We start from the raw sequence: 16,366 nt of genomic DNA on the forward strand, positions 1-16,366 counted from the left end.
TATAAGGTTCAGGTTTCAATAATCACTTTTCCTAGATGTCCCACCTCTTCCCATCCTGATCCGCGGTGGCGTATAAGCCCTGCAGCGCCGATGGTACCGGTGCGCCGTGGCGCATGGGAGAGTAGACTGTCCCGGGCATCGGGATCGCCGCCACATTATTAAGATCCTCAGGAGAAATCCTGGGGATTTTGTGTTTATAGGAGAAACTAGAGATTAGAAACAAGAGGCAAGAAACAAGAAACAAGAGGTGAATGTCATGTCCTAAAATAGCTTGACAGTAATAAGTCAAACTATAAAGGAAAAAAGATGACAAAAAGTGTTCGAGAAATCAAACGGTACAGTATTAGCTTTAAGAGGCATGTAGTAGAGGAGTTGGAAAATGGCAGCTCCTATTCGGAACTTCAAAAGAAGTATGATATCAGAGGAGCTGAGACGATCCAGAAATGGGTTCGTTCCTTTGGTAGGGATCATTTGTTGAATAAAACAGTCAGGATAGAAACAGTGGACGAAAAGAGAAGACTTAAGGAACTTGAAGAAGAAAACAAAAGGCTTAAATCGGCTTTAGCTGATTCTGTTGTAGCAAACCATATGTTGGAAACACTGATCAAAGTTGCCAATGAAGAGTATAAAACGGATTTAAAAAAAAAACTTTGGCAACGGTCTGTCTCCCAGAGGAAAAAAGGGTTGAGTTTGGTGTCATGCTGCTCTTATTTTGGATACAGCAGGTCGGCGTATTATGACTGGTCAAAAAGGATGCACAGGGAGGAAGTTGAGTATGGTTTTGTGTTGGACTTGGTTCGAGAGCACAGAGTTATTCACCCTAGGATTGGTGTGAAGAAGCTTTACAGGATAATCGGGCCTGACTTGGATAGGTTAGGTATTAAGATGGGTAGGGACAAGCTCTTTTCACTACTGCGTTCAGAGGGATTACTGGTTAAGCAAAGCCGTAAATATGTTGTTACTACACAGTCATTTGTGCGGTATAGCCAGTATGAAGACCTGTTCAATGGCAAACAATGGAGCGGTGTTGATCAAGCCTGGGTTGCTGATATTACGTATATTCGAGTAGGTGACTCGTTTAGATACCTGTTTCTGATAACAGATGCATACAGCAGAAAAATAGTTGGCTGGCATTTAGGAAACACATTGGAATCAAAATGGGCTATTGAAGCACTTAAAATGGCTATTGGTCAATGTGTTGAATCCAGAGGTCTTATTCATCATTCAGACAGGGGCTTCCAATATTGCAGTAAATCCTACACAGAACTCCTGAAAAAGTCAGGGATTAAATCAAGTATGGGCGAAGCAGGGAACTGCTATGATAATGCAATGGCAGAGAGAGTTAACGGGATTCTAAAGAACGAATACCTCTTAAATAGATGCTTTGGTAGCTTACAAGAAGCATATGGAGCTGTAAAGCATGTGGTATGGGCTTATAATGAAAAACGACCGCATATGTCTTTAGAAATGGAGGTGCCAGATAAAGTTCATAAGAATTTATCAGTGTTTTCATCTCTCAAACGCAAAGATAGCCCAAGACAGAAACCTGTCAAGGCTATATGAACGTCGCTACGCGCCGGCCTTGACAGGTCTCCTTACTTGGGCTAAAGGGCATTTAAGAGGATTGAAAACAAAAGAAAAACAATGGAAAAAAGTGTCAAGTAATTTCAGGACAGGACATGGACAAAAGCTTACCTGCCTTCAGGTAGGATACAAGACTCTCAGAATTAAAACCCGCAATCCTAACCAAGGAATTTTTGATTTTGAACGTTACTGTTCTTGGTACATTGTACATGGTACATTGTTTCAACTTGTCCGCCCAGGCGGAAAGTATTTGTCACCAAATAATTTCAGCCATTACGGGGAAATGATCAGAAGGGTATTTCATACCATAATTATCTGTTAATATTCCATGACGGACTACTTTGATTTTTGGGCTTACAAAAATATGATCAATAATGCCTTCAGGAAGTTTTCCCCAATTGTAAGCATTGAATGTGCCCTGATTGCCGATGCTTGGTATCTGACTGATTAGCCTGCTATCTTTAAAATCCGAATTCTTAATGACCGTCAAATAAGCAGGGTTATCCGGTGTGACATTGAAGTCACCCATGAAAATTACAGGAAGCCCGGCTTTATTGATGCTTTTGATTTTTTGCAAAACCAATAAACTGCTTTGCTCTCTGGCCTCTTGACCTATGTGGTCATAATGGACATTAAAGACATAAAATTGTTTTTTTCCTTTTTTAGTCCTGAATTTACCCCATGTACATACACGGTTCAAGGCAGCATCCCATCCTTTGGAAGGTGCATCAGGGGTTTCCGAAAGCCAAAATGTTCCTTCCTCTAAAACCTCTAATTTTTCAGGGTTATACAATACAGCAGAAAACTCTCCTTCTTTGCCCCCTTTATCCCTTCCCACACCAATATAAGGAAAACCTAAATTGGCTTTCATTTCTTCCAGTTGATGATAGAGGCCTTCTTGGGTGCCTATGATATCCATTTGATGGAATTTGATTTGATTGATCAAATGTACTGACCGGTCTTTCCATAAGTTTCCATGATCATTCGGATTGTCAAACCGAATATTATATGTGGCCACCTGTAAATTCTGTGCTGATGCAATATTTATTACTGGTAGGCTTAATAAAATTAAGATAATGAAAAACAATACGGTAAATTTAAATTTCTTCATGCTTGATAGTCTTTTGAGTTGTTTAATTTAGCAAAATAGAAACAAGGATTCCCAACCGTTTGGATAAAGGTATTGTTATCAATATAAAAATTACATGAAGACTATAGACCCAAAGGAAGTCAGCACAGCACAATTACACAGTTATCTCTTAGGAGCCATAGCACCTAGACCAATAGCTTTTGCAAGCACCATAGATAGTAAAGGAAATGTTAATCTGAGCCCTTTCAGCTTTTTCAATGTGTTTGGATCCAATCCGCCTATTTTGGTCTTTTCTCCATCCAGGAGGGTAAGAGATAATACTACTAAACATAGTTTGGATAATGTCAAAGAAATTCCCGAAGTTGTGATCAATATTGTCAATTATGCAATGGTTGAGCAAATGTCTTTGGCCAGTACAGAATATGAAAAAGGCGTCAATGAATTTGTCAAATCAGGTTTTACCGAAGCTCCCTCTTTGACAGTGACCCCTCCAAGAGTCAAAGAATCGCCGGTGGCATTTGAATGTAAGGTCAGGGAAGTTATTCCTGTAGGTGATGGAGGTGGTTCAGCTAACCTTGTTATCTGTGAGGTAGTCATGATTTATATAAATGATGCTATCCTAGGAGAAAATGGGCAAATAGATCCATTTAAATTGGATGCAGTCGCCAGAATGGGAGGAGATTGGTATTGCCGGGCAAATGGTAATTCTCTCTTTGAAATAGTCAAGCCAATCCGTAACAAAGGAATCGGAGTGGACAGTATTCCTGAGGCAATCCGATTTAGCTCTGTTCTTTCCGGAAATAACCTTGGGAGATTGGGTAACGTAGAGAGCCTCCCTACCCAAGAGGAAATTGCTGATTTCGGAAATGACCCAAGAATTGTTGAAATGAAACAGCGCTTTATCCATGATCCAGAAAGTTTTGTTTTTCACCTTCATGAATATGCCAAGGAAATACTCGAACAAGGCAATGTGGAAACTGCCTGGAAAATACTACTTCAAGCTTAACCGTTGACTTGATCAAACAATCCTATTCAAAAAAAAGAGAGACTTCATTTGCTTCTTTTAAAGGAAAAGAGTCCGTTACATGATAGTGACGGACTCTTTTTTCTACAAGGCGGCAAGTATACTTGATGCCAGAGTTTGATTTATTGGATATGAAGATCATAAGGCATCCTTACCATCATGCCTTCATATTTTTTAACATTTTCCAGCTGTTGATAGATAGGATAGAAAGATCCCAGCTTTTGTCTTTGATAAAAGGTTTGAACTTCATTGGTCAACTGACTCATGAATCTTTCAAACCAAGGCCTGATTTCAGGATAATAAACCACTCTATAATCATCGGCAATTCCTGCTTTTTCGGCAGCAATATTTATGGCATCATCCAAGCCTCCCAATACATCAACCAGGCCGTTTTCCAAAGCCTGACTACCTGTCCAAACCCTTCCTGAAGCAACTTTCATTACCTCTTCTTTTTCCATATGACGGCCATCTGCTACCCGGGTCAGGAAAATATCATAACCTTCTTCTATTTGGTTCTGGAAAATACTTCTCTCCATTTCAGAAATTTTCCGGGTAGGGGTAAGGAAGTCCGAAAACTCACCAGTTTTGACTACATCAGTAGTAATGCCAAGTTTGTTATTGAGCAATCCTTGGGCATTGAACCAAAGGGCGAAAATCCCAATAGAGCCTGTTATGGTATTTGGTTGGGCAACGATTGTATCTGATGCAGCTGCGATGTAATACCCACCTGAAGCAGCAACTTCACCCATGGAGGCAATAACAGGTTTTTCTTTTCTGGTTTTCTCCAGTTCTCTCCAGATAACCTCTGAAGCTAAGGCTGATCCTCCAGGTGAATTTATCCTGAGGACGATAGCCTTTACATTTTCGTTATTTCTAGCCTTTTTGATTTCTTCCTGAAATCTTTCAGAAGCGATGATACCTTCAGCATTTCCGCTCATGATTTCTCCTTCGGCTATGATAACTGCAACCCTGTTTTTTGAAGATTTCTTTTTAGAGGAAATCACTTTATTGATTCTGCTCACATTGATGGTATTGATTTTATCATCTTCCTCCAAACCAAGTTTTTGTTTCATTAGATCAATGACCTGATCTTCATACCACCGGTCATCAATCATATTCAATTCCACAGCATCATCTAGGCGTCTCACGAGCATTTGGGAACTGATTTCCTTGATTTTATCAAGTTCAATGCCTCTGCTTTCTGCAATTTCTTGAAGTGCGTAATTGTTTAAGTCGTTGAGAAAGGATTCTGTTTGTAGCCTGTTTTCATCGCTCATTTTATCCAATAAAAAAGGCTCCACAGCACTTTTAAACTCTCCAACCCTAAAAACTTCAGGTTGGATTTCCAATTTTTGGAACAAACCTTTGAAGAAAACTATTTCCGAAGCCAGGCCATTGAATTCCATCAACCCTGATGGATTGACATATATTTCATCAGCAGCAGAACTCAGGTAATATCCATTTTCAGTGTAGTATTCTCCATAACTAATGATGAATTTTCCTGATTCCTTAAAGTCTATCAGTTCATCTCTCAATTCTTTCATGCCTGCTTGACCGGCAATGAAAGTCCCAGCTTTAAGGAAAATTCCTTTTACTTCATCTTTTTCTTTGGCGATTCTGATGGCATTTTTCAAGCTTGTCAGCCCGACAGTAGAAGTGCCTCCAAAAACATTCAGTGAAGAAAAGTCAGGCTCATCATCATTACTTCTTTCCACCAGAACCCTTCCTTCCAAGTTCATGACCAAGACTGTATTTTCTTTGATTTTGACTTCATCTTCTGATGATGAAATTACGGCTATAATTCCAGCAAAAATGAAAAAACTCATCACTGAAAAGACCAAAAGGCCGACTATTACTGCTAAAACATTTCCAAGAAATCGCATATTCTTTTTTTATTTATTTGGCTAAAATAATCCTTTTTTATTTAAGTTTGACATGATTCATTTAACTGAGAAATGGAAAAATTAGTTTTGATTATTGGTGGGAATCTTGGAAAAAGGGAGTTGTTGTTGTCTCAAGCCAATAATTTGCTTATTGAAAATTTCGGAAGTCCTGAGCTGAAATCAAAAGTGTATGAGACAGAAGCATGGGGAGGAAAGTCCAAAGGGGCATATCTAAACCAAGTGTTGGTGTTCAGAACTGATTTAGAACCAATGGAGGTTTTGAAGAAGACCCAGAAAGTTGAGAACTTATTAGGGAGACATCGTGAAGTGAAATGGGGTGATAGGACCATGGATATTGATATCCTCTATTATGGAGACTTGGTGATTAATTTTCCTGAAATTCAGATTCCCCATCCTTTCATTTCTAAAAGGAGATTTGTATTGGAACCTTTAGCTGAGGTTTTGCCTGATTTCATTCACCCATTACTCAAAATGACCAATGCTGAACTCCTGCTTGACAGCACAGATGAATCTCAGGTTTATGTCTATGAAAAAAGCCCGGAATAATCCAGGCTTCTACATTATATACTGGAGACTTCAGCCTCTTTGTGAATTTTTTTCACTAAACCTTGAAGAACTTTTCCAGGTCCGCATTCAATAAATTGACCTGCACCATCAGCTACCATTTGCTGTACGGATTGTGTCCACTTCACTGGGGCAGTTAACTGGGAAATCAGATTCTTTTTGATTTCTGTCACATCGCTGACGCCTGTAGTGCTGACATTTTGGTAAACAGGACAAGAAGGGGTATGGAAAGTTGTTCCTTCTATGGCCTTTTGGAGTTTTTCTCTTGCCGGCTCCATTAAAGGAGAATGGAATGCTCCTCCAACAGGTAATGGAAGAGCTCTCTTTGCTCCAGCTTCTTTCATTTTTTCGCATGCGATTTCAATTCCTTTATTGGTTCCTGAAATCACTAATTGCCCTGGGCAATTGTAATTGGCAGGAACTACAATTTCTTCAGAAATTGATGCACAGATCTCTTCCACCTTTTCATCATCTAATCCTAGGATGGCAGCCATGCCGGATGGATTGATTTCACAGGCTTCCTGCATTGCTAATGCCCTTTGATAAACAAGTTTCAAACCATCTTCAAAAGCTAATGTCCTATTAGCTACCAATGCGGAAAACTCACCTAAGGAATGACCTGCAACCATATCAGGATTGAAATCCGGAGATGTTTTGGCTAAAATGACGGAATGCAAAAAAATGGCGGGTTGGGTTACTTTTGTTTGTTTGAGTTCTTCATCAGAACCTTCAAACATAATATCTGATATCCTGAAACCCAGAATTTCATTTGCTTTTTCAAACAAATCTCTGGCTTCACTATTGTTTTCGTACAAATCTTTACCCATTCCGGAGAATTGGGCTCCCTGTCCCGGGAAAACATATGCTTTTTTCATTATTTAAGAATTTGTGAGTTGCAAATATATCAAAAAAAGAGGCCCTCAGGAAGGCCTCTAATATCAATTTGTCTCTATTAAACATCTATTGCTAGTGAGTCAATGTTCATCCCGCCTAGATCATAGATTTCAGTGATGTCTTTCAGGATATTTTTGAAATCAATTTTAAGATCTATCAACTTACCTGAAGCGACATCAAAAACCCAACCGTGTATTTTCATACCCCTATTACGAACAGCTTTTTGAACAACAGCGGTTTTAAGTACATTAACACATTGTTCCTGTACGTTTAATTCAACAAGTCTATTGTACCTTTTATTTTCATCCTCAATATTGTTTAATTCTTTTCTATGAAGCCTGTACACATCGCGGATATTTCTCAACCAAGGATTTAGGATACCTAAATCCGCGGAATTCATAGCTGCTTTAACCCCTCCACAAAAATAATGACCGCATATGACTACATGGTCTACTTTAAGATTTTCAACTGCATAAGTTAAAACTGACATTAAATTGAGATCTATGCTGATGACCATATTGGCGATGTTTCGGTGAACAAATACTTCACCAGGCTGAACACCCATCAGATCTTCTGCTGTAACTCTACTATCTGAACATCCTATGTACAAAATGTCAGGATTCTGTCCTTTTGCTAGTTCCGTGAAATAATCTGGATCTTTTTCAAGTTTTGCAGTAATCCATTCTTCGTTGTTTTTAAAAACTTTGCTTAATTCCATTTTTTGCCTTTTGTTTTAATAATTATACGTTAAAAGTGAAAAAATAGCAAATGGATTATAGACTAAGTCCCTTTTACCTGATCAAAGGTCATTCGGGCTGAGGAATTTTTGTTTTTCTTCCTCATTTGGTAGGCGACAGGTTTCCTTTTTGCCGAACCATTTGTATCTGTTTCGGGCTATCCAATCATAGATAGGATCTCTGATAAAATCAGGTATGATGACAAGTCCATAAAAGAGTGGCCAAAAGGCGTTCAGCTTTCGGCTGATTTCTAAGGCGGCCCTGCTTTTATAAAAAACATGTTTTCCCCTAATTAAAACCAGAGAGTCCAAATAATTTTCTTTTATCTGATAATCTTTGAGTAAGGGCTTGACTGTTTCGTCTTGTAAGGAGGCTACTTTGAAGCAGTCATTTTTATCTCTTTTGATAATAAAATCAACGGCGCCATTGCATAGGTTGCAGACGCCATCGAAAAGAATAATATCATGTTTTTCCAGAATACTCACCTCAGAATCTGAACGGTTCCTTTAAGTTTCTTTTCCCTTAATGCAGGATCCAGTGCATCAAATTTTACAGTAGCCGAATAAAAATATGTACCAGCAGGTAATTGATTGCCATTTTTGTCGGTGCCATCCCATCTGATATAAATGTCATTTTCATTTGCTGAAAGACTATTATAAGAGAATACCTCAACACCCCATCTGTTTACAATGAAAATTTCCAGGCCTAGGACGAATCTTGGGCATTTTCCAAATGGGTTGTCAAAAGCCATAAATGTATCATTGATACCGTCTCCATTTGGAGTGAAGGCATTCGGTAATTCATAATTAGGACAATTGTCCACACAGACAATGTTGCTTGGTTCACTTTCATTTCCGGACCTGTCTACTGCTGTGATATAATAACAGCCTCGGTAGTTAGGTAAATTCGTAATTCTGGCCTGAAGCTCGAAAGGTGAATAAGTGCCCACCAAATTAAACTGAGTATCTTCGCCATCAGGAGTAAAATACAACCTGAAGAAATTAAGTTCATCATCACAGCTGCCTGAGAAATCAGGCAACCAACTTAATTCATGTTCAAAACTAGAGAATCCACAAACCTTGTCATCAAGGAAGGCGGTACATTCTGGCCCTTCAAAGGTTAGGACCGGTGGACAAGGAAGTCTATCATCATCAGGTCTTGCACAGATTATTTGTGATTTATTTTCCAAAGGATATTCAATCATATCCACATTGTACCTTCCTTTGGTAATAACATAATAGCAATACTCTATTTCCTTTTTTAAAGTGACCCCATTATGGCTGCCATCATCGAAAAAGGTGAAGCCATTAACAGTTGGGTCAACTTCTCCGATCAGGACGAAGTTTTCTGAATCCTGTGCTTCTGCGTCTGTTCTGTTTCTGTAGACTTCATGTTTGAAATCAGATACTTGATTATTCCAAGGGACATTAAAGTCCCAATTGAGTTCGATCGCCTCATTAATAATGGTGGGTGAAAGCCTCACTGAAGATGCCGAACTTGAACTGTCTATTGTGGTGTTATTTTCTTTTAAAATGACTTTGTAATTATAGACAAGGTTTTCTGTGTTCAGCCCAGTATCTGTAAATACTGTATCGGAAGTAGTGATGACAGATACCCTGTTTTGGCTACCTGTAAATCCTGTATTCCGTAGAAGTTCGTAAGTAAACGGCCCAGGGAATTGTGTACGGTCAATGTCATATGGAGGTGTCCAACGTACAAAAATCTGACCCGAATCCACGTCAGTTGCCTCAATACTTACATTGGTGATCAGAGGGACATCAACATCAACTGTGATACAAATTTCCTCCGATACAATACTTTCCCCAAGTCTTGGAGCAGGGTAAGCCGCTACCAATCTATAACAATATGTATTTCCCGGAGCTAATCCCTCGCCATTATTGGTGTCCAAAAATTCGAATACACCCATATTGGTAGTTCCCACCAATTCATAACCTGCTCTAATACCGGTTTCGCATGAATCTGGTTCGTAGGGGTTTGAATTGAGTCTTCTCCAAACCTGCATGGTTGAAGCAGTTGAACCGCATGAATAAGGTTCCCATGATACAACAGCAGATCTGCTCTGACCCTGTTCGATATCCTCAATCACAGGAGGTGGTCCTACTACTTTTATATTCCATGTTTTTATATCCACCAGGGATGGTCCCGATGTAGGCTGATCAGAGATTCTGATTCTCACTTGATATTCCCTTTCCCTGACATGGTTACAGACAGTTTGCCAGTTGAAAGTAATGATGCCGGGACTTGGTTGAAAAAGGGATACGGGAGAGTAAGAAGCTGGAGAAGAAGATATTTCTATAGGGTCTCCAAAGACTTCAATCCTGATAGGGTCACCATCAGGGTCAGAGCCTTGTATGATTTCTTCAATTCTGGTTCCGGCCACCACGCAAAGGTCAGGGGGGAGGATTAATTCAGGTCTTCTGTTGTTGGTGTTTTCGATAATGATCTGCATATCCCTGACCACATAACCTATCATGACATATTCACCACCAATTTTTCTCCATTCCTGTATCTGAAATGCAATATTGTACTGACCTGCTAATCCAGGAGCATCCCAGATCAAGTCTCCAGTAATAGGATCCATGGAAATAAAAGGATTAGGAGAACCATCTTCTCTATTGAAGCTGAATTCCCCAGAAGCAGGACTTCTGTAATTGTTCACAAACCTTTGAAATCCAAGTTTAGGCCTTACAGTAAGCTCATCAAAAAAATATGCCAAGCTGTCCCCGTCGGGATCGTAGGCACCTGGATTATGGATATACCTGACATTTACCCCTCCATTGTCCACTGGCGGAATAGTTAAAATAGGGGAATTGTTGATACCAACAAAAGGATCGATGGTAATCATCGTTTCGATATAAAATGGGGTATCAACCGAATTATCCATGTTCAGGGTGTTGTCATTCCTGTTAAATTCCCTGAACCTGATCACATACTGTCCAGGGCCTTGATAAGTATGGGTAATCACGAAAGTGTTTTTTTCAATTTGATTACCTAAAGGTTCTACCACAACAACATCACTTTCCGTATTCAAACTTACTTCTCTACCATCTCCAAAATCGATGTCCCCAGGTCCGAAAATCACATTGGATCTTGTGTCTGTGTACCCGACTACGGTAATTCTGTAGGTGAGGCTTTGTGTATTGACTCGTTCAGCGGTAATTTCCCCAGCCCTAATGTGGGTAGCAAAAGTTGGATTTACTGTGAGAGAAATCAAACAAAAAACTAAGAATAAGGAATATAGATATTTCATGAACTATAGACTTTGCTTTTGACTATATACGAAAGTAATTAAATCAGGATGAAATTATTGTATTTATTCAAACAATAAAAATAAACAGTTGGTTAGAAAATATGTAAAGAAAGAAGAGATGTGACAAAAATCACACTATTTAGAACGTTTTAAAATAAGTTCAAACGATTGTGCATGCATTGTTTACTAAGCTTTACAAATGTAAATTTGGCGGCATAGAAATGAACCATAAATCAATCGAACACTTAAGCAAAAGTATATGAGTTGGGTATCAAAAACCTTTAACAGCACCCTGGGTAAAAAACTCTTAATGGCCCTAACGGGATTGTTTCTGATTCTTTTCCTTGTAGGACATGTTTCAGGAAACACTTTATTATTCAAAAATGATGGAGGTCAGGCGTTTAATGAATATGCCAAATTCATGACGACTAATCCATTTGTCAAAATCTTATCTTATGTGACCTATATTTCAGTTTTGGTCCATGTGGTTTATGCAATCTTCCTAAGCAGACGAAACAAATCTGCCAGACCGGTTGGTTACGCCGTTAGCAAGGCGGCTACCAATTCCTCTTGGAACTCCAGAAACATGGGGATTTTAGGTACGATTATCTTGATTTTCTTGGTAATCCACCTTCAGGGATTCTGGTATCAGATGCATTGGGGAGATGTACCAATGGTGGAATATAATGGCGAGCAGTACAAAGACCTTTTTACTATAGTGCAATTCGCATTTCAGGCCGAATGGTTGGTGGCTTTGTATGTAATATCCATGGTCATGCTAGGTTTTCACCTTGCTCATGGATTTGAAAGCGCATTTCAGACGCTTGGTTTAAATCACGTCAAGTATTCTCCAGCCATAAAGAAACTTGGCTTGTTATTTAGCATAATTGTACCAGCACTTTTTGCAAGCATGCCTTTGTATATCTATTTCTCATCAATGAATTAAACAATTGCAAGTATGATTCTAGATTCAAAAATTCCTGAAGGCCCTTTAGCGGAAAAGTGGTCAAAACATAAATTCAATGTCAAGCTGGTCAACCCTGCAAACAAGCGTAAGTACGATGTTATAGTTGTGGGTACAGGATTGGCAGGTGCTTCAGCTGCAGCATCTTTGGCTGAACTTGGTTATAATGTAAAAGCTTTTTGCTTCCAGGATAGCCCAAGAAGAGCGCACTCCATCGCTGCGCAGGGGGGTATTAATGCGGCCAAAAATTATCAGAACGATGGTGACTCTGTTTACAGATTGTTTTATGACACCATCAAAGGTGGTGACTACAGAGCCAGGGAAGCCAATGTTTACAGATTAGCAGAAGTTTCTGTTAATATAATTGATCAGTGTGTGGCCCAAGGCGTGCCTTTCGCACGTGAATACGGGGGATTGTTGGCCAACCGTTCATTCGGAGGTGCTCAGGTATCTCGAACATTTTATGCTAGAGGTCAGACCGGACAGCAGTTGTTGTTGGGTGCTTATTCTGCATTGAGCCGTCAAGTGGCAAATGGTAAGGTAAAGCTTTACCCAAGAACTGAAATGATGGATTTGGTTTTGGTAGATGGAAAAGCCAGAGGTATTGTTACCCGTAACTTGATCACAGGAGCTGTTGAATCACATAGTGCACATGCGGTATTGTTATGTACAGGAGGATATGGTAACGTATTCTTCCTGTCCACAAACGCGATGGGTTCCAATGTAACAGCAGCATGGAGAGCGCATAAAAAAGGCGCTTTGATGGCTAATCCTTGCTATACGCAGATTCACCCTACTTGTATTCCTGTTTCCGGAGATCATCAGTCAAAACTGACTTTGATGTCTGAATCCTTGAGAAATGATGGTAGGGTATGGGTTCCAGCATCAGCTGAAGTGGCTGAAAAATTAAGAAAGGGCCAGATAAAGGCTAACGACATCAAAGAAGAAGACAGAGACTACTTCCTAGAAAGAAAGTATCCTTCTTTTGGAAACCTTGTACCTCGAGACGTGGCTTCAAGAAATGCCAAATATGTCTGTGATGAAGGCCGAGGGGTAAATGAAACCGGCGAAGCGGTATTCCTTGATTTTAGGGATGCGATCATCAGAGACGGTAAGGAAGTGATTGAAGCGAAGTATGGCAACTTGTTTGATATGTATCAGCAAATCACTGGTGAAGATCCATATAAAGTTCCAATGATGATCTATCCTGCTGTGCATTACACCATGGGTGGTCTTTGGGTAGATTATAACCTAATGACCAATGTGCCTGGCTTATATGCTTTGGGTGAAGCGAATTTCTCTGACCATGGAGCCAATAGGTTAGGTGCTTCTGCATTGATGCAAGGACTTGCGGATGGGTATTTTGTAATTCCTTACACTGTCGGTGATTATTTGGCACAAACCCCTTATGCCAAAATACCTACAGACCATCCTGAATTCCAGAAAGCCGAGGCTGAAGTAAAAGCCAGAATTCAAAAACTTCTGGATATTCCAGGTGAAAAGACAGTAGATTATTTCCATAAGAAATTAGGTAAGATCATGTGGGATTATTGTGGTATGGCAAGAACCGCTGAGGGTTTGACCAAGGCCAAAGGCATGATCAAGGAATTGAAAAAGGAATTCTGGTCTAATGTGAATGTTTTAGGTGCGAATGAAGAATTGAACCAGTCTTTGGAAAAAGCACATAGGGTAGCGGATTTTCTAGAGTTGGGTGAATTGATGGTTGATGACGCATTGAATAGAAATGAATCTTGTGGTGGTCACTTTAGGGAGGAATACCAGACTCCTGAAGGCGAGGCCTTGAGAGATGATGAAAACTTCGCATACGTTGCTGCCTGGCAGTATATGGGTGATGGGCAGGAAGAAGTTTTGCACAAGGAACCGCTTGTGTTTGAAAACGTGAAGTTGACCCAAAGAAGTTATAAGTAATTTACAAGCATTAAACTCGTAAGAGCCATGAATTTAACTTTGAAAATCTGGAGACAGACAAACAACTCCGACAAAGGAGGTTTTAAAGAATATAAAGTTGCCGATGTTTCCAAGGACATGTCGTTCTTGGAAATGCTTGATGTGTTGAATGAGCAGCTTTCTGAAAAAGGAGAAGATCCGGTACACTTCGACCATGACTGTCGTGAAGGTATCTGTGGTATGTGCTCTCTTTATATCAATGGAAAGCCTCATGGTCCTCAACAGACCACAACATGTCAGTTGCACATGAGATCTTTTAATGACGGTGAGACCATCACCATCGAGCCATGGAGAGCCTCAGCTTTCCCTGTGCTGAAAGATCTAGTAGTAGACCGTTCTGCTTTTGATAGAATCATACAGGCAGGAGGTTATGTCTCTGTGAATACAGGAGGTGTGCCTGATGCAAATGAGATTCCAATTCCAAAGACAGTTGCAGATCAGGCAATGGATGCTGCTCAGTGTATTGGATGTGGAGCATGTGTAGCTGCATGTAAGAATGCGTCAGCAATGCTATTTACTTCTGCTAAGATTTCCCAGTTGGCTTTATTGCCACAGGGTCAGGTGGAAAGAAAGAGAAGAGCAGAAAAGATGGTAGCCCAAATGGATGCAGAAGGTTTCGGTGCCTGTACCAATACCGGTGCCTGCGAAGCGGAATGTCCTAAAGGAATTAGCATCTCCAATATTGCGAGAATGAACAGAGAATATTTTACAGCTGTAGTCAGCAGTGAGAATGTTTAATACAGTAATAGTTACTTTAAAAACAAAAAGCCGGACTTGTCCGGCTTTTTTTGTTACTATTTAAATAAATATTTTCAAAATCCTTATAACGTTCAAATTAGATCTTTTCTTGTTTTTAGGCTAAATTAAATATTAGTATCTTTGAAAATTCATATTATTTAAAAATTTCATCAGATTTAAAAGGAAGGGAGTTCATGCATTACATTGACCTCGGCATTTTTGTCGGGTACATGTTACTGATGCTTGGAGTAGGATACTACTTTATGCGTCAAAATAAAAACCAGGACGATTATTATGTAGGAGGTAGAGATATTGGGAGTTGGCATATCGGACTCTCCGTGGTGGCTACCGATGTTGGAGGAGGATTTTCGGTAGGATTGGGAGGTTTAGGCTTTGTAATGGGGCTCTCCGGAAGCTGGATGTTGTTTACAGGACTTTTGGGTGCTTGGCTTGCTGCAGTAGTATTAATTCCTCGTGTTAAAAGTGATCCTGCCTTTGCTGATTTTTATACCTTCCCGCAGATTTTTAATCATTTGTTCAATCGACATGTAGCCTTAGTGGCGGCTGTAATCTCCCTGATAGGTTATTTAGGATTTACCTCTTCCCAGTTATTGGCAGGTGCTAAGCTTGCTTCTGGGACTTTTGTGTCATTGGGACTACAGGAAGCCTTGGTTTTGATGGGAGTTATAGCGGTGGTCTATACTGTTTTGGGAGGGCTTAAAGCTGTCATTTATACTGACACTGTACAATGGATTATTCTGATGTTGGGTTTTATCCTCATCGGACTTCCTGTAGCTTATTTTCATGTTGGTGGCTGGGATTCTATCCGAGCCACACTTCCGGATTCTTATTTCTCCTTTTCCAATTTAAGGTGGCAGGATCTTGCCAACTGGGGTATTACCATTATACCGATCTGGTTTATTGGGATGACCTTGTACCAAAGAATTTTTGCCAGTAGAGATGTGAAGTCAGCCAAAAAAGCCTGGTTTATTGCTGGATTTTTCGAATGGCCCATCATGGCCTTTATGGGTGTTTCCTTGGGTCTGCTTTCCAAAGTGGCTTTTGAGCAAGGTCTTTTAATCATTGATCTGGATGTGATGGACCCAGAAATGGGATTGCCCATTTTATTGAGGACTATTTTACCGCCGGGAATTCTTGGACTGATGATGGCAGCCTATTTTTCTGCGGTACTTTCCACTGCTGATTCCTGTTTGATGGCTGCTTCTGGCAACTTAAGCACAGATGTCTTTGGTTCTTGGTTGCGTCCCAAAAAAGAAAATACCCAGATCCGTTATAGCCAATTGTTCACTTTGCTACTTGGTATCTTTGCGTTGATGCTTGCCCTGCAAATGACCAATGTTTTGGACCTGATGCTGTACAGTTATGCCTTTATGGTTTCAGGCCTCTTGGTGCCTATTTTGTTTGGTCTGTTTACCAAATACCGGAATCCTCAAGCTGCCATTACTGCCATGATCGCAGGTGGAGGGGTGACAGCATTGCTTGGCATGATGGATTTGGAGCTGTTTTTGGACTTAGATCCAAATTTTTTCGGAGTTTTCACCTCTTTAGCAATGTATTTGCTTGTAAGTGTAGTGTATAAAATTAAAAATCAAAATAAAATCAACTAA

13 protein-coding genes are annotated in these 16,366 nt (G+C 39.9%); 7 read left to right on the top strand and 6 right to left on the bottom strand.

Annotated features, from left to right (window positions below):
- The first annotated feature begins 306 nt into the window (after positions 1-306).
- On the top strand, positions 307-1,563 hold the full coding sequence (locus ACFFIP_RS16595) for an IS3 family transposase (protein WP_382388838.1): 1,257 nt from the start codon (positions 307-309) through the stop codon (positions 1,561-1,563).
- A 274-nt stretch (positions 1,564-1,837) separates the two neighbouring features.
- Here the strand turns inward: ACFFIP_RS16595 and ACFFIP_RS16600 are convergent, their stop codons facing one another.
- A complete protein-coding gene (locus tag ACFFIP_RS16600) occupies positions 1,838-2,695 on the bottom strand; it encodes an endonuclease/exonuclease/phosphatase family protein (protein ID WP_382388840.1) in 858 nt (285 codons plus the stop codon).
- A 94-nt stretch (positions 2,696-2,789) separates the two neighbouring features.
- On the opposite strand from ACFFIP_RS16600, the gene ACFFIP_RS16605 reads away from it, so the two are divergent.
- Positions 2,790-3,680, top strand: a complete 891-nt coding sequence (locus tag ACFFIP_RS16605; protein WP_382388841.1) for a flavin reductase family protein — start codon at positions 2,790-2,792, stop codon at positions 3,678-3,680.
- A 140-nt stretch (positions 3,681-3,820) separates the two neighbouring features.
- Here the strand turns inward: ACFFIP_RS16605 and sppA are convergent, their stop codons facing one another.
- Complete coding sequence (gene sppA / locus ACFFIP_RS16610; protein ID WP_382388842.1) at positions 3,821-5,581, bottom strand: signal peptide peptidase SppA; 1,761 nt, start codon at positions 5,579-5,581, stop codon at positions 3,821-3,823.
- A 72-nt stretch (positions 5,582-5,653) separates the two neighbouring features.
- On the opposite strand from sppA, the gene folK reads away from it, so the two are divergent.
- The gene (gene folK / locus ACFFIP_RS16615) at positions 5,654-6,148 is read left to right on the top strand and encodes a 2-amino-4-hydroxy-6-hydroxymethyldihydropteridine diphosphokinase (protein ID WP_382388843.1); all 495 of its coding nucleotides are present in this window, start codon (positions 5,654-5,656) and stop codon (positions 6,146-6,148) included.
- A 14-nt stretch (positions 6,149-6,162) separates the two neighbouring features.
- Here folK and fabD read toward each other — a convergent pair whose 3' ends face one another.
- The 4 genes from fabD to ACFFIP_RS16635 all read right to left on the bottom strand — a co-directional run bounded on the left by fabD (position 6,163) and on the right by ACFFIP_RS16635 (position 11,068).
- Complete coding sequence (gene fabD, locus ACFFIP_RS16620) at positions 6,163-7,041, bottom strand: ACP S-malonyltransferase (RefSeq protein WP_382388845.1); 879 nt, start codon at positions 7,039-7,041, stop codon at positions 6,163-6,165.
- A 77-nt stretch (positions 7,042-7,118) separates the two neighbouring features.
- Entirely contained in the window at positions 7,119-7,778 is a 660-nt protein-coding gene (locus tag ACFFIP_RS16625) for a carbonic anhydrase (RefSeq protein WP_382388846.1), read from the bottom strand.
- Between the two features lie 81 nt (positions 7,779-7,859).
- Positions 7,860-8,282, bottom strand: a complete 423-nt coding sequence (locus ACFFIP_RS16630; RefSeq protein WP_382388847.1) for a thiol-disulfide oxidoreductase DCC family protein — start codon at positions 8,280-8,282, stop codon at positions 7,860-7,862.
- Positions 8,279-11,068, bottom strand: a complete 2,790-nt coding sequence (locus ACFFIP_RS16635; protein WP_382388848.1) for a T9SS type B sorting domain-containing protein — start codon at positions 11,066-11,068, stop codon at positions 8,279-8,281. The genes ACFFIP_RS16630 and ACFFIP_RS16635 overlap by 4 nt, the downstream gene beginning before the upstream one ends.
- Before the next feature lie 259 nt (positions 11,069-11,327).
- Between ACFFIP_RS16635 and ACFFIP_RS16640 the strand changes: the two genes are divergently transcribed.
- From ACFFIP_RS16640 to ACFFIP_RS16655, 4 genes are all read left to right on the top strand, one after another.
- On the top strand, positions 11,328-12,014 hold the full coding sequence (locus ACFFIP_RS16640) for a succinate dehydrogenase cytochrome b subunit (RefSeq protein WP_382388849.1): 687 nt from the start codon (positions 11,328-11,330) through the stop codon (positions 12,012-12,014).
- A 12-nt stretch (positions 12,015-12,026) separates the two neighbouring features.
- The gene (locus tag ACFFIP_RS16645; RefSeq protein WP_382388851.1) at positions 12,027-13,961 is read left to right on the top strand and encodes a fumarate reductase/succinate dehydrogenase flavoprotein subunit; all 1,935 of its coding nucleotides are present in this window, start codon (positions 12,027-12,029) and stop codon (positions 13,959-13,961) included.
- Between the two features lie 27 nt (positions 13,962-13,988).
- Positions 13,989-14,738 (top strand): succinate dehydrogenase/fumarate reductase iron-sulfur subunit, encoded by a 750-nt coding sequence (locus tag ACFFIP_RS16650; RefSeq protein ID WP_382388853.1) that lies wholly within the window; start codon positions 13,989-13,991, stop codon positions 14,736-14,738.
- Positions 14,739-14,932: 194 nt separating this feature from the next.
- Complete coding sequence (locus tag ACFFIP_RS16655) at positions 14,933-16,366, top strand: sodium:solute symporter family protein (protein WP_382388855.1); 1,434 nt, start codon at positions 14,933-14,935, stop codon at positions 16,364-16,366.

The organism is Fontibacter flavus (genome assembly GCF_042432905.1).
Lineage (GTDB): Bacteria > Bacteroidota > Bacteroidia > Cytophagales > Cyclobacteriaceae > Fontibacter > Fontibacter flavus.

Excerpts from the sequence above, each read along its gene's own strand:
- ACFFIP_RS16595 (WP_382388838.1), top strand. The coding sequence starts at position 307 with ATGACAAAAAGTGTTCGAGAAATCAAACGGTACAGTATTAGCTTTAAG.
- ACFFIP_RS16600 (WP_382388840.1), bottom strand. The coding sequence starts at position 2,695 with ATGAAGAAATTTAAATTTACCGTATTGTTTTTCATTATCTTAATTTTA.
- ACFFIP_RS16605 (WP_382388841.1), top strand. The coding sequence starts at position 2,790 with ATGAAGACTATAGACCCAAAGGAAGTCAGCACAGCACAATTACACAGT.
- sppA (WP_382388842.1), bottom strand. The coding sequence starts at position 5,581 with ATGCGATTTCTTGGAAATGTTTTAGCAGTAATAGTCGGCCTTTTGGTC.
- folK (WP_382388843.1), top strand. The coding sequence starts at position 5,654 with ATGGAAAAATTAGTTTTGATTATTGGTGGGAATCTTGGAAAAAGGGAG.
- fabD (WP_382388845.1), bottom strand. The coding sequence starts at position 7,041 with ATGAAAAAAGCATATGTTTTCCCGGGACAGGGAGCCCAATTCTCCGGA.
- ACFFIP_RS16625 (WP_382388846.1), bottom strand. The coding sequence starts at position 7,778 with ATGGAATTAAGCAAAGTTTTTAAAAACAACGAAGAATGGATTACTGCA.
- ACFFIP_RS16635 (WP_382388848.1), bottom strand. The coding sequence starts at position 11,068 with ATGAAATATCTATATTCCTTATTCTTAGTTTTTTGTTTGATTTCTCTC.
- ACFFIP_RS16640 (WP_382388849.1), top strand. The coding sequence starts at position 11,328 with ATGAGTTGGGTATCAAAAACCTTTAACAGCACCCTGGGTAAAAAACTC.
- ACFFIP_RS16645 (WP_382388851.1), top strand. The coding sequence starts at position 12,027 with ATGATTCTAGATTCAAAAATTCCTGAAGGCCCTTTAGCGGAAAAGTGG.
- ACFFIP_RS16650 (WP_382388853.1), top strand. The coding sequence starts at position 13,989 with ATGAATTTAACTTTGAAAATCTGGAGACAGACAAACAACTCCGACAAA.
- ACFFIP_RS16655 (WP_382388855.1), top strand. The coding sequence starts at position 14,933 with ATGCATTACATTGACCTCGGCATTTTTGTCGGGTACATGTTACTGATG.